Raw genomic sequence first — 19,996 nt, 5'->3', positions numbered from 1 at the left:
ATTCCATCGTCCGTCGTCCCGGTTCCAGGGCACCTCGCCTCGCGGCGGACCGGAGTGACCCGACATGCGCACCGCCGAGTATCCGGCCCCTGAACGCATCCTGCTGCACCTGAGCGACACGCACCTGCGCGCCCCGGCGACGCCGCGCCTGTTCGATTCCGTCGACGCGGCCGCCCACCTCGCCGCGACCATCGGCGTCATCGAGTCGAGCGGCATCCGCCCCGACGCGATCGTCGTCACCGGCGACCTCGCCGACCTCGGCGAGCCCGGCGCATACGCCGCGCTGCGCGCGCTCGTCGAACCGTTCGCCGAGCGCATCGGCACGCGTGTGCTGTGGGTCATGGGCAACCACGATGAGCGCGGGGCGTTCCGCGCGGGGCTGTACGACGAGGTCTCCGACGCGCGTCCCGTCGACCGGGTCGACGAGCTCGACGGACTCCGCGTGATCACGCTCGACACGAGTGTGCCCGGCCACCACCACGGCGAGCTGCGCGACGAGCAGCTCTCGTGGCTGGCCGCCGAGCTCGCGACGCCGGCGCCCCTCGGCACGATCCTGGCGATGCACCACCCACCCGTGCCGAGCGTGCTGCCGCTCGCGGCGAGCGTCGAGCTGCGCGACCAGCGTCGGCTGGCCGCGGTGCTGCGCGGCACCGACGTGCGGGCGATCATCGCCGGGCACCTGCACTACTCGACGTTCGCGACGTTCGCCGGGATTCCCGTGTCGGTGGCGTCCTCGACCTGCTACGCCCAGGACCTCACCGTGCCCGTCGGCGGCACGCGTCCGCAGGACGGCGCGCAGGCGTTCAACCTCGTGCACGTGTACGACGACACCGTCGTGCATTCGGTGGTGCCGGTCGACGCGCCCCGCACGCTCGAGCACATCGATGCCGAAGAGGCGCAGCGCCGGCTCCTTTCGGCCGGCATCGCGCCCCTCAGCGGCGTGCGGAAGGATGCGCCGACCGAGCCGATCGCCGTGCTGCGCTGAGCTCGTCGCGCTCCCAGGGCGCCCGGACCGGGAACATGCGCTCCAGAGCGCCGCGGATGGCGCGCACCCGGAGCTCCTCCGGCACCTCGGAATCTCCGCCGTCGTTGAGACAGAACATGTCCACGTCGCAGCGCTCCTCGAGACGCTCCATGCGCCGCAGTCCCGCCGCGAGCGTCGTCTGGACATAGCGGACACGCGGGGCGCGCGTGACGACGGCCCGCCCCGTGAGCTGCGCGTAGTAGTGATAGAGGCTGTTGGTCACCGAGATGTCGGTCGCGGAGCGGAAGCGGGATGCCGCGGTCCGGGCGAAGTCGTCGGGGAACGCCTGCTCCAGCTCGGCCATCACGCTCCGCCGCAGCGGTGCCGCGCAGTGCTCGAGGTCGCGCACGATGGTGCGACCGAACCGCTCCTTGAGCAGTGCGCGGTTGACCCTCAGACCGTTGTCGTGACCACTGCGATGGAGGGCGGGGTCGCCGGCTCCGATGCGCACCCCGCACTCCACGAACTTCGTGACCCCGCCGGGGGTGAAGAACATCTCGGGCTCGACCGCCCGCCCGAAGAACATGTCGTCGTTCGAGTAGAGGAAGTGCTCCGCGATGCCCGGGATGCGGTGCAGTTGCGCCTCGACCGCGTGCGAGTTGTGCGTCGGCAGCACCGACGGATCGGCGAAGAACTCCTCGCTGCGCACGATCGTCACCTTCGGATGATCGAGCAGCCACGCGGGCGCGGGGGAGTCCGTGGCGATGTAGATGCGACGCACCCACGGCGCGTACATGTGGACGCTGCGCAGCGCGTAGCGCAGCTCGTCGACGTGGCGGTAGCGCGCCGGGCCGTCGTCGCCGTCGCCGACGACGTACTCCGCGAGCTGCGCCGCGCGCTGACGCTGGAAGTCGCTCGACGATCCGTCGACCCACGAGAACACGATGTCGACGTCGTCGGCGACCTCGAGCGGGTGCAGGTCGAACATGCCGGCGATGGTGCGCCAGGTGCGTCCGTGGCGCTCGACGGTCGTGTAGGCGATGTCGTTCGCCGGCGTTCGACGGCGCAGCAGCGCGTTGTCCCGCGGAGCCTCGACGACCTCGGCGCCGAAGCTCCAGAACTCCACGTGGACACCGAGCGCCGCACCGTAGCGGAGGGCGCCCGAGCCGGTGACGCGCGGACGGTAGAGGCGCACGGCCGCGGGAGCGTCGGCGACGGGCGGCGCGTCGCACGCGAGGATCGGTGCGCGGCCCTTGGCCTTCAGGTACAGCGGCTCGCGCGTGCAGACGGCGGCGAGGGCGGCCTGCGCGGCCTCGCGATCGCGGACGTCGACGACGAGGGCGGGCACCCGCAGGTCGTGGCGCACCAGGAGCGTTTCGACGCCCGCCTCGGTGAGGGCATCGGCCACGAGCAGCAGATCTGCCTCGCGGGCCTGGTGCGGCGCGACGTCGTCGTGGACGAGATGAAGGATGCCGCGATCGACGACCACGTCGCCTCGCTCGATGAGCACGCTCCACGGGTCCGTCGCGCGCGGCAGTGCGGACAGCAGGGTCATGCGGTCCTCCTTTCGTCCGTCGGGGGGTGCTCGGATGTGAGCGTTCCCCGGTGTGGCCACGATAGGGAGCGTCCGTTACGACGACGTTTCGGACGTAGACCCTTGACACGGGGGGCGCCGATGTGCCTTGGCACTCCTCCTGCGCGCAATGGCCGACCTCGCTAGCCTGGACCGGTGACCGAAGACGCGCGCTACCTGTCCCGTGGAGGAGACCTCCACCGCCCCTACACCGCCGCCGCCGACCGTTACAGCGGCGCGGACTACCGCCGGGTCGGCACCTCCGGGCTGACGCTTCCGCCCGTGTCGCTCGGACTCTGGTGGAACTTCGGCGACAACATCCCGTTCGACAACCAGCGGGCGCTGCTGCGCCACGCCTTCGACCGCGGGATCACCCACTTCGACCTGGCGAACAACTACGGTCCGCCCTACGGCACCGCCGAGACGAACTTCGGCCGCATGATGCGCGAGGACTTCGCGCCGTACCGCGACGAGCTCATCCTCTCGTCCAAGGCCGGCTACGACATGTGGCACGGCCCGTACGGCAACGGCGGCTCGCGCAAGTACCTGATCTCGAGCGCCGAGCAGTCACTGAAGCGGATGGGTGTGGACTACGTCGACATCTTCTACTCGCACCGCGTCGACCCCGACGTCCCGATCGAAGAGACCGTGGGAGCGCTCGACACCCTGGTGCGCCAGGGCAAGGCCCTCTACGTCGGCATCTCGTCCTACAGCGCCGAGCGCACGGCGGTGGCAGCATCCGTCGCCCGCTCGCTCGGCACGCCGCTGGTGATCCACCAGCCGGCCTACTCGATCCTGAACCGCTGGGTCGAGGACGGCCTGACCGGAGTGCTGAAGCAGGAGGGGATGGGCGCGATCGCGTTCACGCCGCTGGCGCAGGGGCTGCTCACCGACAAGTACCTGGGCGACGGCTCGGCCGAGCGGGCGCAGCAGCGCGGGTCGCTGCCGAACGGCTCGCTGAGCGAGAGGGGCCTGTCGACGCTGCGGTCGCTCGACGTCATCGCGAAGGAGCGCGGGCAGACCCTCGCCCAGATGTCGATCCAGTGGGTGCTGCGGGACCCCGTGGTGGCCTCCGCGCTCATCGGCGCGTCGCGCCCGGCGCAGCTCGATGAGAACCTCAAGGCGCTCGAGGGTCCGGCCTTCACCGTCGAGGAGGAGGAGCGGATCGACGCCCTGTCGGACGGCATCGACGTGGACCTCTGGGCGGAATCGGCGAACCGGTGAGTCAGGCCCTCGCCGCCGAGGGCGTCCGCGTGCGGGCGCCGGGCAAGCTCAACCTCTTCTTCGAGGTCGGCGGCGTGCACGACGACGGTTACCACGACGTCGCGTCGGCGTACCAGGCGGTGTCTCTGTACGAGGACGTGTGGGCCTCGCCCTCCGACGAGTTCACGGTCGCCGTCTCGGGGACCGTCGACGTGTCCGGAGTTCCGGCCGACGACCGCAATCTCGCGGTGCGCGCGGCCCGGCTCGTCGCCCAGCGCATCGGTCACACGGGCGGCGTGCACCTCGACATCGTGAAGCACGTGCCGGTCGCGGGGGGCATGGGCGGTGGATCGGCGGATGCTGCGGCCGCCCTCGTAGCCTGCGATGCGCTCTGGGGGGCCGAGCTCGGCACGGCCGAGCTGCACAAGCTCGCCTCCCGGCTCGGTGCCGACGTGCCCTTCGCGCTGATGGGCGGTACGGCAGTCGGCACCGGGCGCGGCGACCAGCTGAGCCCTGCGCTCGCGAAGGGACGCTTCGACTGGGTCGTGGTGCCGTCGGACGCGGGCTTGTCGACCCCCGAGGTCTACACGCATCTCGATGAGCTGCGCGCCCGGCCCGACATCGTCTCGGGCGCTCGCGTGCCCGCGGTCGCGCCCGGCGTGCTCCAGGCGCTGCGGGCCGCCGACCCGATCGCGCTCGCCGAGCACACGCGCAACGACCTGCAGATCGCGGCGCTCTCGCTGCGCCCCGAGCTGCGTGACGTGCTCGAGCTCGGCGAGGAGTCCGGCGCGCTGGCGGGGATGGTGTCGGGGTCAGGGCCGACGCTGGCGTTCCTGACGGTCGACCCCGAGTCGGCGCTCGAACTGCAGATCACGCTGTCGGCAGCCGGGTACGAGGCGCTCCACGTGCACGGACCGGTCGCCGGCGCGCGCGTGGTCACCTGACGCGGCTCGTCTGCCGGCCGCACATCACCCTGAGCCCCTCGGGGGCGTAGAGAGGAAGATCAGATGAGCACGCGCGAAACGACCTACGGGCGCGTCGGCGAGACCGAGCGCGCCGCGTTCCGCGCCGGGCCTGTCGACGGCGAATCCGCGGCGCGTCTCGCCGCGAGCGGACTGGAGTACCAGCGCCTCGCCGTCGACAGCGACGAGTACGCCGGCTGGCTGCAGTCCGTCGCGCGCGGATTCCAGGACGGCGAGCGCACCGCGGAGCAGATCACGGCGTCGCGCGAGCGCAGCGGCTACCGGCGGCTCACGGGCGTCTTCGACCCGCAGTCGCCGATGGACGCGCCGGTGGCCACCATCGCGTCGTGGCTCGGCGAGCTCACGGTGCCCGGCGAGGCGATGATCCCGTCGTGCGCCATCTCGGCGGTCACCGTCGCGCCGACGCACCGGCGCAAGGGCGTCGCGCGGGCGATGCTCGAGGGAGAGCTGCGCGCGGCGCACGCGGCCGGCATCCCGATGGCGATGCTCACGGTCAGCGAGTCGCCGCTCTACGGGCGCTACGGGTTCGCGCCCGCCGCGGCCGGCGCGTCGTGGCGGATCGAGACGAAGCGCGCCGGATGGATCGGCCCACAGCCCGCCGGGCGCATCGACTTCATCAGCCGTGAGCGCGTGCGCGAGCTCATGCCGGCCCTGCACGAGCGGGTGCGGCACCGCCGGGCAGGTGAGATCGACGTCCCGGGCAGTCACTGGGACGGGTTCGCCGGGACCAATCCGGCGGCCGAGAAGACCGCCGAGAAGCGGGCGGTGCAGTACACCGACGCCGACGGCGAGGTGCGCGGTGCAGTGGTGTACGCGGTGCGCGAGAACCACGACGACTTCACCAAGGCGACGGTCGCCGTCCACTACCTGCTGACCGAGACGGATGATGCGTACGCGGCGCTGTGGCGGTTCCTGCTCGAGCTCGACCTCGTCGCCGAAGTGCACGCGGGCGAGCTGTCGGTCGACGAGCCGCTGCTGTGGATGATCGCCGACCAGCGCGCTGTCAAGATCAGCGTGCGCGACCACCAGTACGTGCGGATCCTCGACGTCGTCGCGGCCCTCGAGACGCGCCGCTACGGCGGCCCGGGCACGCTGGTGCTCGACGTGTCCGACCCGCTCGGCATCGCGGCGGGCCGCTACCTCCTCGAGGTCGACGAGTCCGGCGCCGGGCGTGTGCGCAGCCTCGGCGACGAGGTGGTCGACGGCGTGTCGGTGACCCTCGGCGTGGCGGAGCTGTCGGCCACATACCTCGGCGGCGTCTCCCTCGCGACCTTGGCTGCCGCAGGGCGCGTGACGGTGACGGATGCCGCGGCCGAGGCATCCGAGAACGCCCTCGCCATGGCGACCCGCGTGCTGGGCTGGCACACGGCGCCGGGCCTGAGCATCTGGTACTGAGCGGTCCGGCCGCCGCAGGGGAGGGAACCGGATGAAACACGAAGGCCGGGTGCTTTAGGCTAGCCTTACCTGTCTGTTCCCGAGGGGTTCCCCATGCCTTCACGCCTCCCGTCTTCCGCGCGCCTGCGCGCGTTCCTCGTCGCACCGGTCCTGCTCGCGGGTCTCGCCCTCGCCGGCTGCGCCGGCGGCGGAGCCGGTGACGACGCGGCCGCCGATCCGGACGCCCTGGTCGTCTACAACGCCCAGCACGAGCAGCTCACCGAGGAGTGGGCCGACGCGTTCACGGCCGAGACGGGCATCGAGGTCGTGCTCCGCAACGGCGACGACAGCGAGCTGGCCAATCAGCTCGTGCAGGAGGGGACGGCGTCCAAGGCCGACGTGTTCCTCACCGAGAACTCGCCGGCGATGTCGCTCGTCGAGGATGCCGGCCTTTTCGCCCCGATGGACGAGTCGACGCTGGCGCTGGTGCCGGAGCAGTTCCGTCCGGCGTCCGGCCTCTGGACGGGGATCGCGGCACGCTCGACCGTGCTGGTCTACAACCCCGAGCTGATCTCGGAGAGCGAGCTCCCGGCATCCCTTCTCGACCTCGCCGACCCCGAGTGGAAGGGCAAGTGGGGCGCAGCGCCCGCGAAGGCCGACTTCCAGGCGATCGTGTCGGCCGTGCTCGCGACCCAGGGTGAGGACGGCGCTCGCGACTGGCTCGAGGGCATGGCCGAGAACGCGGTCGAGTACCGCAACAACATCGTCACGATGAAGGCGGTCAACGCCGGCGAGGTGCCGGTGGGCATCATCTACCACTACTACTGGTTCCGCGATCAGGATGCCGCCGCCGAAGACAGCGCGAACACCACGCTGCACTATTTCGGCAACCAGGACCCCGGCGCTTTCGTCAGCGTCTCGGGCGGCGGCGTGCTGGAGAACGCGCCCCACGCCGACGAGGCGCAGCAGTTCCTCGCGTTCATCGCGGGCGAGCAGGGGCAGAAGATCCTCGGCGAGGGGTACAGCTTCGAGTATCCGGTCGCCTCCGACGTGGCGGCCAAGGCCGAGCTGCCCCCGCTCGCGGAGCTCGACGCGCCGGTGATCGACCCGTCGACCCTCAACGGGCCGGCGGTCATCGAACTCATGACGGAAGCCGGACTCCTCTGACCCAGCTCCAGACGCGAACACCCGCGCGCGGGACGAACGAGAGGCGCCCGCCCGCCGGGCTCGTCGTCGTCGTCGCGGTGCTCGCGCTCGGCGCGCTGATCCCGATCGGGTACGTCGTCCAGGCGGCGTTCGCGATGGGGTGGGACGAACTGTCGGCCCTCGTCTTCCGGCCGAAGGTCGCCGAGCTGCTGGTCAACACCGTGCTGCTGGTGGTGATCGGCGTACCCGCGACCGTGGTCCTCGGTGTGGGCGGCGCATGGCTGGTCGAGCGCACGACGCTCCCCGGTCGCGGGGTCTTCAAGGTCGCACTTGCCGCACCGCTCGCGATTCCGGCGTTCGTCGCGAGCTACGGCTGGGCGAGCGCCATCCCGTCCATGAACGGGCTGTGGGCGGCCGTGCTGGTCGCGACGCTGGCGTACTTCCCGCTCGTGTACCTGCCCGCTCTCGCCGCGATCAGAGGTCTCGACCCGGCGCTCGAGGAATCCGCCCGCTCGCTCGGAATGGGCTCGTGGGCGGTGTTCTTCCGGGTCGTCGCGCCGCAGCTGCGACTGGCGGTGCTCGGCGGGGCGCTCGTGGTCGCGCTCCACCTGCTGGCCGAGTACGGCGCGTTCGCCTTCGTGCGCTTCGACACGTTCACCACGGCCATCGTCGTCGCCTACCAGAGCATGTTCGCCGGACCCAACGCGGCCGCACTCGGCCTCGTGCTCGCGGTGCTGTGCCTGATCCTCCTGGGCGCCGAGTCGGCCGCCCGCGGCCGCGCCCACTACGCCCGCGTCGGCGGCGGTTCGCCGCATCCGGCTGAGGTCCTCCGGCTCGGGAGGCTCACCGTGCCGGCGCTGGCGATGATCGCCGCCGTGCTGACGGGCGCGCTCGTGGTGCCGTTGACGAGCGTGGTCCGGTGGCTCACGAGGGCGGATGCTGCGGCCTTCGGCGACGTCGGCATCGCGGCGCTCCAGACGCTGGGCCTGGCGCTCGCGGGCGCGCTCTGCACGATCGCCGTCGCCCTGCCGTTCGCGTGGCTCGCGGTGCGCTACCCGAGCCGGCTGTCGCGGCTCCTCGAAGGTGCCGCGTACCTCGCCAGCAGCCTCCCGGCGATCATCGTCGCGCTCGCGTTCGTGGCTGTCACGCTCGCCTTCGCGCCGTCGCTCTATCAGACGGCGTTCACGGTGGTCGCCGCCTACGTGGTGATCTTCCTGCCGCGGGCGCTCGTGCCGCTGCGCGCCGGCCTCGCGCAGGTGCCCGAGTCGCTCGAGGAGGCCGCGCGCGCTCTCGCGGTGTCGCCCGCCGCCGCTCGGCTCCGGGTCACCGTGCCGCTGCTGCTCCCCGCGATCGGCGCGGGTGCGGCCCTCGTCGCCCTCGGCGCGGCGAACGAGCTGACCGCGACGCTGCTGCTCGCCCCGACCGGCACCTCGACGGTCGCGACGAGCTTCTGGTCTGCAGCATCCGCTCTCGACTATCCGACCGCCGCACCGTACGCGGTGCTGCTGGTGCTCCTGTCGGTGCCGGCGGTCGCCCTCATGTTCACGCACGCGACGGGGAGGACCCTCAGATGACTCTTCGGCTGGAGGGCGTGTCGAAGGCGTACGGCGGCACCGAGGTGCTGCGCGACGTGTCGCTCGAGGTTCCCCGCGGCACGCGCCTGGCGCTCGTCGGCGCCTCGGGAAGCGGCAAGACGACTCTGTTGCGCCTGGTCGCGGGGTTCGTCGACCCCGACGCCGGGGTGATCAGGCTGGGTGATCGCGAGCTGTCGGGGGACGGCAGGACGGTTCCCACCCACCGGCGCGGCATCGGCTACGTCGCGCAGGACGGCGCACTGTTCCCGCACCTCTCGGTGGCCCGCAACATCGCGTTCGGGCTCCCGCGCGGACCCGGCCGTGCCGACCGGGTGCGCGAACTGCTCGAGCTGGCGTCCCTGCATCCGGATCTCGCCGCCCGCATGCCGCACGAGCTGTCGGGCGGTCAGCAGCAGCGGGTCGCTCTGGCTCGCGCGCTCGCCCAGAATCCCGGGGTGATCCTGCTCGACGAGCCGTTCAGCGCGCTCGACACGGGCCTTCGGTCGGCGACGCGCGACGCGGTGGTCGACGTGCTGGAGCGCAGCGGCGTCACCGCGGTGCTCGTGACGCACGATCAGCACGAGGCCCTGTCGTTCGGCCACCAGGTCGGCGTTCTCGTCGGCGGTCGTCTCGTGCAGTCCGGCGACCCGATGGCGGTGTACGACGCGCCGATCGATGCGAGCGTCGCGCTGTTCCTCGGCGACGCGCTCGTGGTTCCGGCGCGCGCGGACGCGGACGGCGTCGAGTGCGGGTTCGGCCGACTGGCCGTGCGGCACGACCTGTCCGGCGGAGCGTCGCGCGTGCGGGCGATGGTGCGCCCGGCGCAGGTTCGCGTGGCCGCCGCCGCGCACGGGGCGGCGGCCACGCTGGCTCCGGTGGCCAACGGCACCGTCGTCGCGCTGCGTCCCGCCGGGTCGACCGCCGACCTGCGGCTCCGCGTCGGCACCGGGGAGTTCGAGGCCGAGTTCATGTACCGGGTGCCCCAGCACCGTGCGGCGGCGTTCGCGCCCGGGACGGCCGTGCGCGTGATCGTCGAGGGCGGCGTCGTGCTCTACGCCGCGTCGGGCGACGCCGCCGTGACGGGGAGCGTCGTCACGCGCGGCGCAGCCGCACGCTGAGCGGCGCAGCGGCGCGGCGAACCCGCGCCCACCCGGCTGCGGCACGGGCGCTCCCGCCGACATAGAGTCGGTGCGCGACCACGCCGACCACGAACGACAGCAGCGTCCCGAACCAGGGCGCGCTCTGCTCGAACGGCGGGTACACCTGCCAGTGCGTGAGGTAGACGAACAGCGACGCCCCGGCCACGGTCACCACCAGCGGCACCGCGAGGCGGGGGAGCGGGATCGCCCTGATCCACACGAGGGCGAGGATCCCGCCCGCGACGACCGCCTCGCGCCACGGCTCGCCGAAGAACCCGAACGTCGCCGCGACGGCGACCACGGAGACCAGGATCCTCCTCGCGGTGGTGTCCGCGCGCGCCACGAGCCATCCGAGCGCGACGAGCCAAAGGATGACCGGGGCGGAGTACCGCTCCACGTACTCGGCGCTGGGTCCGGCGATCGCGAAGCGGGCCGCGAGAGCGACCGCGAGCACGACGAGCGCGAACCCGAACGGCGCCCGACGCTCGATCCGCTCGACGCGGCGCACGGTGAAGAGCGCGGCCGCACCGGCGAACGACCAGAGCATCGCTTCGAGGAACCAGAACTGCCACTGCTCGTTCCACCGACCGTCGCCGGGGACGAGGTTGTTCACGAGCGCGACGGTCGTCGGCGCGTACTGGCCGGTGACCAGCGCCACCGCGCCCACCCACAGCACCGCCGGTACCGCCAGCTGGGCGGCGCTGCGCCCCAGGCGCCGCAGGCGTGCAGCGCCCGCGATGGGCGCCAGCTGGAATCTGGCCAGGTTGTAGCCCGCGACGGCGAGGAGCAGATGCGCCCCGCCCTTCAGGGCGAGGAGGTCGGCGTGGGTCGCGACGATGAGGAAGATCGCCGCCGCCCGCAGCACGACCGGCGTTTCGAGGCGTGTCCACGCGAGCCGGCGACGCCAGGGGCGCACGGCCGTTGCCGTCGCACCACGCGCGGACGCGGCATCCGGCTCCGCTGTCGGGACAGGCGTCTGCGAGGGCGATGCCGCCAGTTCACGCGGGGTGCGCGTCGGCCAGTCCCGGGGGAGGGCGCCGAGCATGTCCTCGAGGCGCAGCGAGACCTCGACGTAGCTCAGGGAGTCGCCGCCGAGCCCGGCGAACGAGTCGTCGAGGCCCGCATCGGGCTCGCCGAGCAGCGTCGCGTACAGGTCGCGCACGGTCTCGGCGGTGACGGTGGCCGCAGCAGCGCGGCCCGCCGCTGCCCTGGTCGCGGTGCGGTCGTGCACGTCGGCGAAGCGCACCAGCGCCGCGTAGTCGCGCTTGCCGTTGGACGTGCGGGGGAACTCGGTCACCGCGTACGCACCGATCATCCGCGCCGGCACCCCCGTGAGGGCGGCGGCGCGCTCGCGCGCACGGGCGGCCGCGCGTTCGGACGTCGCGAACACCAGCAGCCGTTCGTCGGCGCTCGCCGCGCGCACCTCGATCCCCTCGTCGGCGAGGAGGTGCTCGACGCGGTCGAGGTCGAGACGCAGGCCGAACACCTTCACGAAGCGGTTCAACCGGCCGACGATCTCGTACAGCCCGTCGGTGCGCAGGCGGGCCACGTCGCCGGTGCGGAGCTCGGCCACGGTGCGCCCGAGCGCGAAGTCCTCGGGCGAGTGGGCGTAGCCCATCATGACGTTCGGTCCCTCGTACACCAGTTCGCCCGACTCGGCACCGTCGACGGCGTCGATCCGGAACGCGCCGCCGGGGATGGGACGACCGATGGCGCCGGCATGTGTCATCGCGAGGTCGGGTGGGAGGTACGCCATGCGCGCCGTCGCCTCGGTCTGCCCGTACATCACGAACAGCTCGAACCCACGCTCGCGCCCGAGATGTGCGAAGCGCCGCACCGCGTCGGGAGTCATACGCCCGCCCGCCTGGGTGAGGTAGCGAAGCGACGGCAGGTCGCCTCCGTCGAAGCCTCGCGCCTCGAGCAGCTCGAACGTGTAGGGGACACCGGCGAACGAGGTGACGCCGTGCGTGCGTGCCCGGTTCCAGAACTCCTCGTCGGCGACGGAGCGCTCGGTGAGCAGCAGGCTCGCTCCGGTCAGCAGGTGACTGTTGACCACCGACAGCCCGTAGCAGTACTGCAGCGGCAGCGTGGTCGCGGCGCGTTCAGCCGGGCTCAGCCGGAGGTACTCGGCGATCGCCGCCGCGTTGCTGCGGACGTTCTCGGCCGAGAGCCGCACGAGCTTCGGCGAGCCGGTGGAGCCCGACGTGCTCGAGAGGACGGCGAGGTCGGGGTGGAACTCGTGACGGCTCCCGGGGCGGCGTTCGTCCAGCGTCCAGCCGGCCGTCCCGTCGTGCGCGACGACGTCGGGGTCGAACCGCGCGATCAGCGACGCACGATGCGCGAGGGCGGCCTCGTCCTCGTCGCGGGAGACCAAGAGCACCGGGTGTCCGCCCTCGAGCGCGGCGAGGTAGGTGACGATCGGCTCGACGGCGTTGCCCGCGGCGATCATCACGAGACGGCGCACGTCGCCGAGCTCGTCCCTGCGCCGTCTTACCCGATCGCGCAGTTCTGCGTAGTCGATCCGCGTGCCGTCGGCGATCAGCGCCGTGTGGTCGGGGTCTCCTCCGAGGAGGGACAGGCCGAGGGCGGGCGCCGTCGCGGTCATAGAGGCGGGGGCTTTCTCCTGACGCGCCGGCGCGAGGGGAGTCGCCGGCGCTGCTGCAAGGTATGCCTAGCCTAACCTGTCCGGTTGCCGACGCCCGAACTGTGACGCCCGATGGCACCCGCTCAGCGACCGCGCAGCGCCGCGAAGAAGCCGCGCCGCGGCGCGGGCTCGTGTCCCTGGCACCGTTGCGTCTGCGGCACGCCGGCGAGCGCCTGCTCGACGTGCTGGCCGCATCCTGCCCAGGTGGCCTTGCCGCACGTGGTGCACGTGATTCTGCTGCACATTGATGTCGTTCCTTTCGATTCGGATGATCCCGCGACCGGCGTCAGGCCAGCGCGAGGAAGAGCTTCTCGAGCTCGTCGGCAGTCAGGCCCTCGGCCTCTGCGGCGCCGTCGGGGTCGGCGACGCAGTCCCGCATCGCCGCCGACACGATGGCGAAGCCCGCGCGATCCAGCGCACTGGTGACGGCGGCAAGCTGCGTGACGACGTCGCGGCAGGAGGCATCCGACTCCACCGCCGCGATGACGCCGGCCAGCTGGCCGTGCGCGCGCTTCAGCCGATTGGCGATCCGCTTCCGGGTGGCGGCCTGCTCTTCGGGGGTGCCGGTGATCATCATGCGGGAGCTCCTTCGCGGGTGAGGATCCGATCGATGCGGGCACCGTACCAGTGCTCGAGCGTCTGGATGCCGCCCGACAGCGACGCCGAGTCGAACCCGTTGTTCGCGAGGATGCGGTGGGCGATGTTCGAGCGGACGCCTGCCGCGCACAGCACGCGCACCGGCCGGCCGTCGGCGGCGTCGCGCACCTCGTCGAGCCGCTGGCGCAGCTGGGTATGCGGAATGTTCAGCGAACCAGGGATGTGTCCGGTCGCGAACTCGGTCGCCGACCGGACGTCGAGCACGAGCGCGTCGGCGCGGACGTCTTCGAGATCGGCTGCGTGCCACAGTCTCAGGCGTCCCGCGAGCACGTTCTCCGCGACCATGCCGACGAGGTTGACGGCGTCCTTGGCCTGCCCGTACGGGGGCGCGTAGCTGAGGTCGAGATCGATGAGATCGGTTGCCGCGAGCCCGGCGCGCATCGCGGTGGCGATGACGTCGATCCGCTTGTCGACCCCGTCCGCGCCGACGGCCTGGGCGCCCAGGAGGCGCCCGTCCTCGGCGCCGATGTGGACGACGAGGTGCAGTGCGGTGGCCCCGGGGAAGTAGCCGGCGTGCTGGTTCGGGTGCAGGTGGAGCGTGCGGTAGGGGATGCCGGCGGCGTCGAGGGCCGCGCGGTTCGCGCCCGTGAGCCCGGCGGTCAGCGCACCCACGCGCACGATCGCGGTGCCGAACGAAGCCGGGATCCGGCGCGCATCGGCGATGCCGAAGATGTCGTCGGCCACAAGGCGGCCAGCGCGATTCGCCGGGCCGGCGAGGGCGACGGGCGCGACCGCGCCGGTCACGGCGGTGGGGCTCGTGGTGGCATCGCCCGCGGCCCACACGCCGGGGGCGGAGGTGCGACCGCGCTCGTCGACGAGGATGGCGCCGCGTGCGGTCTCCAGGCCCGCGTCCCGCGCGAACCCGGTGTCAGGGGCGACGCCCACCGACAGCACGATGAGATCGGCGGCGACCGTCGTGCCGTCGTCGAGGTGCACGGTGTCTGCGTCAGCGCGGCTCTCGATGCGGGTGGCGGCGACCCCGTCGTGGACACGGATGCCGAGCCCGGCCAGTTCGCCGCGCACCAGGGTCGCGAGCTCCCGCTCGAGGGGCGGCAGCACATGGTCGGCGCGTTCGACGAGGTCGACCTCCAGGCCGGCCGCGCGGAGCGCCTCCGCCGCCTCCATGCCGATGAACCCCGCACCCAGCACCACGGCGCGGCGATCGCCGCCGGTGACGCGCTCGCGCAAGGTGACGGCATCCGGCACTGTGCGCAGCGTGTGCACGCGAGGCGAGTCGATGCCGGGGATCGGCGGGCGCACGGGCGCGGCACCCGGCGCGAGCACGAGCGCGTCGTACGACAGCGTCACGAGGCCTTCCGGCGACTGCGCGGTGACGGTGCGTGCGTCGGGGTCCAGCGAGAGCACCTCGTGGCGCGTGCGCACGTCGAGGTTGAGCGCCGCGCGCAGCGACGCGGGGGTGTGGAGGAGGAGCGAGGACGCCTTCTCGATCTCGCCGCTGACGTGGTACGGCAGGCCGCAGTTGGCGAACGACACCTCCTCGCCGCGTTCGAGCACGACGATCTCGGCCGATTCGTCGTGACGGCGCGCGCGTGCCGCCGCGCTCATCCCGGCGGCGACTCCACCGACGATCACAATCCGCATGGCATCTCCTCTCGATACCCCAGGGGGTATAAATCCGATGACGCAAAGATACCCCAGGGGGTATCAAAAGCGAAATCGTCAGGAGCGGTCCTGGCCGGTCGCCTAGCCTTGAGGGGACATGGCACATCTTCTGGGGGCCGAGGCCCTGCACCTGGAGTTCCCGACCAAGGTCGTCTTCGACCGGGTGTCGCTCGGCATCGACGAGGGCGACCGCATCGGCGTCGTCGGTCGCAACGGCGACGGCAAGTCGAGCCTGCTGGCGATGCTCGCCGGCAGGCTCCAGCCCGACGGCGGGCGTGTCACCGTCCGCGGCGGCGTGCGGGTCGGCGTGCTCGACCAGGCCGACACCCTCGACGACGCCCTCACGATCCGTGCAGCCGTCGTGGGCGACCGTCCCGATCACGAGTGGGCGGGCGACGCGCGCACGCGCGACGTGATCGCGGGCCTCCTCGGCGACCTCGCGTGGGACGGTCCCGTCGCAGGTCTTTCCGGCGGCCAGCGCCGACGGGTGTCGCTCGCGGCCCTGCTCGTGGGCGATCACGATGTGCTCTTCCTCGACGAGCCCACGAACCACCTCGACGTCGAGGCGATCGCGTGGCTCGCCGAGCACATCAAGCGCCGGTGGCCGGCGAACCAGGGCGGGCTCCTCGTCGTCACGCACGACCGGTGGTTCCTCGACGAGGTGTGCAACACCACGTGGGAGGTGCACGACCGCATCGTCGAGCCGTTCGAGGGCGGCTACGCGGCGTACATCCTGCAGCGCGTCGAGCGCGACCGGCAGACGGCCGTCATCGAGCAGCGCCGTCAGAACCTCGCCCGCAAGGAGCTCGCGTGGCTGCGCCGCGGTGCGCCCGCGCGCACGTCGAAGCCGAAGTTCCGCATCGACGCCGCGAACGTCCTCATCGCCGACGTGCCCGAGATCCGCAACGCCACCGAGCTGCGCTCGCTCGCGGTCTCGCGCCTGGGCAAGGACGTCGTCGACCTGCTCGACGCGTCGGTGTCGTACGACGGGCGCGAGGTGCTGCATCCCGTGGAATGGCGCATCGCGCCGGGCGAGCGCACCGGCATCCTCGGCGTCAACGGCGCCGGCAAGTCGACCCTGCTCGGCCTCGTCGCGGGCGACGTCGAGCCCACCGGCGGACGCGTGAAGCGCGGCAAGACCGTCAAGGTCGCCACGCTCACGCAGCGCCTCGACGAGCTCGAGGAGCACCTCGGCGACCCGGTGCGCGTCGTCATCTCGCGGCTGCGGACGACCTACACGTTCGGCAGCGGCTCCAAGGCGCAGGAGCTCACCCCCGGTCAGCTGCTGGAGAGCATGGGGTTCCAGAGCGCGCAGCTCTCGACGCCCGTCAAGGACCTCTCGGGTGGCCAGAAGCGCCGCCTGCAGCTGCTGCTCATCCTCCTCGAGCAGCCCAACGTGCTCATCCTCGACGAGCCGACGAACGACCTCGACACCGACATGCTCGCCGCGATCGAGGACCTCCTCGACTCGTGGCCCGGCACCCTCCTCGTCGTGTCGCACGACCGGTACTTCATAGAGCGCGTGACGGACCAGCAGTACGCGATCCTCGGTGGCCACCTTCGCCACCTCCCCGGCGGCGTCGACGAGTACCTGCGCCTGCGCGAGCGCGAGAAGTCGGCTGGGCCCACGACGACGTCGAAGGCGACCGATGCTGCGGCCGCAGCATCCGTTCCCTCCACCACGCCGTCCCTCTCGGGGCAGGAGCTGCGCGCCGCGCAGAAGGAGGTCGCGTCGCTGGAGCGCCGCCTCGAGAAGCTCGAGACCCAGATCGGCGCCGCGAAGACGGCGCTCGCCGACCACGACCAGTCGGACTACGTCGGCCTCGGCGCCGAGATGGCCCGCATCGGCGAGCTCGAGAAGGAGCGCGACGGCGTCGAGGAGCGCTGGTTCGAGCTCACCGAGCAGATCGGCTGACCCGGGATCAGTCGGCGGCGTCGAAGCCGAGGCTGAGCTTGCGCAGCAGGGCGGCGAGCCGGTCGCGGTCGCCGCGCGACAGTCCCTCGAGCAGGAGCGCCTCGGCGTCGACGAGACGCGTGATCGCGGCATCCACCCGGATCTTCCCCTCGTCGGTGAGGGTGACCAGGATGCTGCGGCCGTCGTCCGGATCGGATTCCCGGCGCACCAGTCGGCGGCCGACGAGCCGGTCGATGCGGTTCGTCATCGTGCCGCTCGAGACAAGGGTCTGCTGCAGCAGCTGCTTCGGGCTCAGTTGGAACGGTTCGCCCGCCCGACGCAGCGCCGACAGCACATCCCACTCCCACGGCTCGAGCTCGCTGCGCTTGAACGCGTCGCGGCGGGCCCGGTCGAGGTGCCGCGACAGCCGGTCCACGCGCGACAGCACGCCGAGGGGTGAGAAGTCGAGGTCGGGGCGCTGGGTGGTCCACGCCTCGACGATGCGGTCCACCTCGTCGCTCTGCGCCGTCATGCCCCCATTATCCCGAGCGGATGATCCCGCACGCGGACAGGCGCGCACGGGGCATCTGGCAGACTTGACGGGCGCGCCCGGCACCCGGGAGCGCCGCGGTCCGCCGTGGTGTAATGGCAGCACGACAGCCTTTGGAGCTGTGAGGTCTAGGTTCGAGTCCTGGCGGCGGAGCATGACCGACACGACCCGCGACAGCGCACTGGCCGTCATCGTCCTGGCCGCAGGGCAGGGCACCCGCATGAAGTCCTCGGTGCCCAAGGTGCTGCACCGCATCGGCGGGCGCCCGCTCGTCGGGCACGTGCTCGACACCGCGATCGCGCTCCAGCCCGAGCGCGTCGTCGTGGTCGTCCGCCACGAGCGCGACCTCGTCGCCGACGCGGTGGTGGAGGCCGTGCCGGGCGTGGTCGTCGTCGACCAGGACGAGATCCCCGGCACCGGCCGCGCGGTGGAGGTGGCGCTCGACGCCCTCGGCGACTTCGCGGGCGACGTGCTGGTGCTGAGCGGCGACGTGCCGCTCCTCGAGGCTGACACCCTGGCGGCGCTCGTGCGGACGCACCGCGACCGCGCCGTGGCCGCGACCGTGCTCAGCGCGGCGCTCGACGACGCCACAGGCTACGGCCGCGTGATCCGCGACGCCGACGGCGCCGTGTCGCGCATCGTCGAGCAGAAGGACGCCACCGCGGACGAGGCCTCCGTCACCGAGATCAACGCGGGGGTGTACGTCTTCCAGATCCAGGCGCTGCGCGCCGAGCTGGCGCTCGTCGGCACCGCGAACGCGCAGGGCGAGAAGTATCTGACGGACGTCGTCGCGCTGCTGCGCGGCGACGGCCTCCTCGTAGCGGCGCAGACGGCTCCGGATGCCGCCGCCGCCCTCGGCGTCAACGACCGCGTGCAGCTCGCCGAGGCGGCTCGCGTGCTCAACGCGCGCACCGTGCGGCGCTGGCAGCTCGAGGGTGTCACGGTCATCGACCCCGCGACGACGTGGATCGACGTCGACGCGAAGCTCGCGCCCGACGTCACGGTACTGCCGAACACGCACATCCTGCGCGCGACCGTCATCGCACGCGGTGCGGTCGTCGGCCCCGACACGAGCCTCGTCACTTGCGAAGTGGGGGAGGACGCCACCGTCACCCGCACCGACGCGACGCTCGCCGTGATCGGCGCGAAGGCCACCGTGGGTCCCTTCGCGTACCTGCGGCCGGGCACGTACCTCGGCGACAAGGGCAAGATCGGCACCTTCGTCGAGACCAAGAACTCGACGATCGGCGAGGCCAGCAAGGTGCCGCACCTGTCGTACATCGGCGACACCACGATCGGCAAGCACGTCAACCTCGGCGCCGGCGCGATCACCGCGAACTACGACGACCTGGCGAAGCATCGCACCGAGATCGGCGACGAGGTGCACTCCGGCTCGCACAACGTCTTCGTGGCGCCCGTTAGGATCGGAGACGGCGCGAAGACCGGGGCCGGGGCGGTCATCCGCAAGGATGTGCCCGCCGGTGCCCTCGCTCTCAGCGTCGCCCCTCAGCGCAACGTCGAGGGGTGGGTCGAGAAGAACAGGCCGGGTACCGGAGCGGCGGATGTCGCCGCCAGGGCCCGCAGCGCACAGAAGGCGGACGATGGCGCGCAAGAAGAAGACCGTTGAGCTCGACCGGGCGAACGACATCGCCCCGGGACTCGTCGCAAAGACGAAGAAGCGCCTCGTGGTCGCACGAGGAAGCTCGCATCCCGAGCTCGCGGCCGAGGTCGCTGCGCAGCTGAGCACGGAGCTCGTGCCGACCGAGTACCGCACGTTCGCGTCGGGCGAGATCCTGACGCGTTTCGAGGTCTCGATCCGCGGCTGCGACCTGTTCCTCATCCAGAGCTTCGGCCCGCCGGTCAACGAGTGGATGATGGAGACCCTCATCATGCTCGACGCCGCCAAGCGCGCGTCGGCCAAGAGGATCACCGTCGTCGCTCCGTACTTCCCGTACTCCCGGCAAGACAAGAAGGGACGCGGCCGCGAGCCGATCAGCGCCCGCCTCGTCGCCGACCTCTTCAAGACCGCGGGTGCGGACCGCGTCATGAGCGTCGACCTGCACGCCGCGCAGATCCAGGGCTTCTTCGACGGCCCCGTCGACCACCTCTTCGCCAAGCCGGTGCTGCTCGAGTACTTCGAGAACACGCTCAGCGCCGAGGATCGTGAGCGCCTCACCGTCGTCTCGCCCGACACCGGCCGTGTGCGCGTCGCCGACCAGTGGTCCGACAGCCTGGGTGCGCCGCTCGCGATCATCCACAAGCGGCGCGACCCGAACGTCGCGAACCAGGTCACCGTCAACGAGATCGTCGGCGCCGTCGACGGGCGTGTCTGCCTCCTGGTCGACGACATGATCGACACGGGTGGCACCATCGTCAAGGCCGCCGAGGCGCTCAAGGCGAACGGCGCCGTCAAGGTCATCGTCGCGGCGACCCACGCGATCTTCAGCGATCCTGCGGCCCAGCGCCTGCAGAGCCCGGCGGTCGACGAGGTCGTCGTGACCGACACGGTGCCGATCCCCGCCGAGAAGCGCTTCTCGACGCTTACGATTCTGCCTATCGCACCCCTGCTCGCACGTGCGATCCACGAAGTGTTCGAGGACGGCTCCGTCACCAGCATGTTCGACGGGGCAGCCTGACGCCGGCAGCGGGTCGATGCACCGGTCCGCGGCGGC

Annotated in this window: 16 protein-coding genes and 1 tRNA gene; 11 read left to right on the top strand and 6 right to left on the bottom strand. The window is 72.0% G+C overall.

Going from position 1 to position 19,996, the window contains the following annotated elements:
* The first annotated feature begins 64 nt into the window (after positions 1-64).
* A complete protein-coding gene (locus tag ACEYYH_RS13495; RefSeq protein ID WP_374974870.1) occupies positions 65-985 on the top strand; it encodes a phosphodiesterase in 921 nt (306 codons plus the stop codon).
* Here ACEYYH_RS13495 and ACEYYH_RS13490 read toward each other — a convergent pair.
* Positions 933-2,519 carry a stealth conserved region 3 domain-containing protein gene (locus ACEYYH_RS13490; protein ID WP_374974869.1) on the bottom strand — a complete coding sequence of 529 codons (1,587 nt, stop codon included), beginning with the start codon at positions 2,517-2,519 and terminating at the stop codon, positions 933-935. The two genes, ACEYYH_RS13495 and ACEYYH_RS13490, sit on opposite strands and share 53 nt — an antisense overlap.
* Before the next feature lie 174 nt (positions 2,520-2,693).
* Here ACEYYH_RS13490 and ACEYYH_RS13485 point away from each other — a divergent pair, with 174 nt between their 5' ends.
* From ACEYYH_RS13485 to ACEYYH_RS13460, 6 genes are all read left to right on the top strand, one after another.
* Positions 2,694-3,761, top strand: a complete 1,068-nt coding sequence (locus ACEYYH_RS13485; protein WP_374974868.1) for an aldo/keto reductase — start codon at positions 2,694-2,696, stop codon at positions 3,759-3,761.
* A complete protein-coding gene (locus ACEYYH_RS13480; protein WP_116196535.1) occupies positions 3,758-4,684 on the top strand; it encodes a 4-(cytidine 5'-diphospho)-2-C-methyl-D-erythritol kinase in 927 nt (308 codons plus the stop codon). The genes ACEYYH_RS13485 and ACEYYH_RS13480 overlap by 4 nt, the downstream gene beginning before the upstream one ends.
* Before the next feature lie 63 nt (positions 4,685-4,747).
* Complete coding sequence (locus ACEYYH_RS13475) at positions 4,748-6,118, top strand: GNAT family N-acetyltransferase (protein WP_374974867.1); 1,371 nt, start codon at positions 4,748-4,750, stop codon at positions 6,116-6,118.
* 93 nt (positions 6,119-6,211) lie between these two features.
* Positions 6,212-7,264, top strand: a complete 1,053-nt coding sequence (locus tag ACEYYH_RS13470; RefSeq protein ID WP_374974866.1) for an iron ABC transporter substrate-binding protein — start codon at positions 6,212-6,214, stop codon at positions 7,262-7,264.
* Positions 7,265-7,341: 77 nt separating this feature from the next.
* A complete protein-coding gene (locus ACEYYH_RS13465) occupies positions 7,342-8,817 on the top strand; it encodes an ABC transporter permease (protein ID WP_374974865.1) in 1,476 nt (491 codons plus the stop codon).
* Entirely contained in the window at positions 8,814-9,935 is a 1,122-nt protein-coding gene (locus ACEYYH_RS13460; protein WP_374974864.1) for an ABC transporter ATP-binding protein, read from the top strand. Before ACEYYH_RS13465 ends, ACEYYH_RS13460 begins: the two co-directional genes overlap by 4 nt.
* On the opposite strand, the gene ACEYYH_RS13455 is transcribed toward ACEYYH_RS13460, so the two are convergent.
* The 4 genes from ACEYYH_RS13455 to ACEYYH_RS13440 form a co-directional block, all read right to left on the bottom strand.
* Entirely contained in the window at positions 9,910-12,561 is a 2,652-nt protein-coding gene (locus tag ACEYYH_RS13455) for an AMP-binding protein (protein ID WP_374974863.1), read from the bottom strand. The two genes, ACEYYH_RS13460 and ACEYYH_RS13455, sit on opposite strands and share 26 nt — an antisense overlap.
* Positions 12,562-12,683: 122 nt before the next feature.
* Positions 12,684-12,845: a hypothetical protein gene (locus ACEYYH_RS13450; RefSeq protein WP_181911906.1), complete on the bottom strand. Its 162-nt coding sequence runs from the start codon at positions 12,843-12,845 to the stop codon at positions 12,684-12,686.
* A 41-nt stretch (positions 12,846-12,886) separates the two neighbouring features.
* A complete protein-coding gene (locus ACEYYH_RS13445) occupies positions 12,887-13,177 on the bottom strand; it encodes a metal-sensitive transcriptional regulator (RefSeq protein ID WP_374974862.1) in 291 nt (96 codons plus the stop codon).
* Positions 13,174-14,859: an FAD-dependent oxidoreductase gene (locus ACEYYH_RS13440; RefSeq protein ID WP_374974861.1), complete on the bottom strand. Its 1,686-nt coding sequence runs from the start codon at positions 14,857-14,859 to the stop codon at positions 13,174-13,176. Before ACEYYH_RS13440 ends, ACEYYH_RS13445 begins: the two co-directional genes overlap by 4 nt.
* A gap of 118 nt (positions 14,860-14,977) precedes the next feature.
* Between ACEYYH_RS13440 and ACEYYH_RS13435 the strand changes: the two genes are divergently transcribed.
* Positions 14,978-16,795 (top strand): ABC-F family ATP-binding cassette domain-containing protein, encoded by a 1,818-nt coding sequence (locus tag ACEYYH_RS13435; RefSeq protein WP_374974860.1) that lies wholly within the window; start codon positions 14,978-14,980, stop codon positions 16,793-16,795.
* 7 nt (positions 16,796-16,802) lie between these two features.
* Here ACEYYH_RS13435 and ACEYYH_RS13430 read toward each other — a convergent pair whose 3' ends face one another.
* Positions 16,803-17,306 carry a MarR family winged helix-turn-helix transcriptional regulator gene (locus ACEYYH_RS13430; protein ID WP_363433678.1) on the bottom strand — a complete coding sequence of 168 codons (504 nt, stop codon included), beginning with the start codon at positions 17,304-17,306 and terminating at the stop codon, positions 16,803-16,805.
* Between the two features lie 99 nt (positions 17,307-17,405).
* On the opposite strand from ACEYYH_RS13430, the gene ACEYYH_RS13425 reads away from it, so the two are divergent.
* The 3 genes from ACEYYH_RS13425 to ACEYYH_RS13415 all read left to right on the top strand — a co-directional run bounded on the left by ACEYYH_RS13425 (position 17,406) and on the right by ACEYYH_RS13415 (position 19,960).
* A tRNA-Gln gene (locus ACEYYH_RS13425) sits at positions 17,406-17,477 on the top strand.
* Position 17,478: 1 nt separating this feature from the next.
* On the top strand, positions 17,479-18,951 hold the full coding sequence (glmU, locus tag ACEYYH_RS13420) for a bifunctional UDP-N-acetylglucosamine diphosphorylase/glucosamine-1-phosphate N-acetyltransferase GlmU (RefSeq protein ID WP_374974859.1): 1,473 nt from the start codon (positions 17,479-17,481) through the stop codon (positions 18,949-18,951).
* A complete protein-coding gene (locus ACEYYH_RS13415; protein ID WP_374974858.1) occupies positions 18,926-19,960 on the top strand; it encodes a ribose-phosphate diphosphokinase in 1,035 nt (344 codons plus the stop codon). Before glmU ends, ACEYYH_RS13415 begins: the two co-directional genes overlap by 26 nt.
* The last annotated feature ends 36 nt before the right edge of the window (positions 19,961-19,996 follow it).

It is taken from the genome of Microbacterium trichothecenolyticum (assembly GCF_041938625.1).
GTDB lineage: Bacteria > Actinomycetota > Actinomycetes > Actinomycetales > Microbacteriaceae > Microbacterium > Microbacterium trichothecenolyticum_D.
This window is presented reverse-complemented; position numbering and strand designations above follow the sequence as displayed.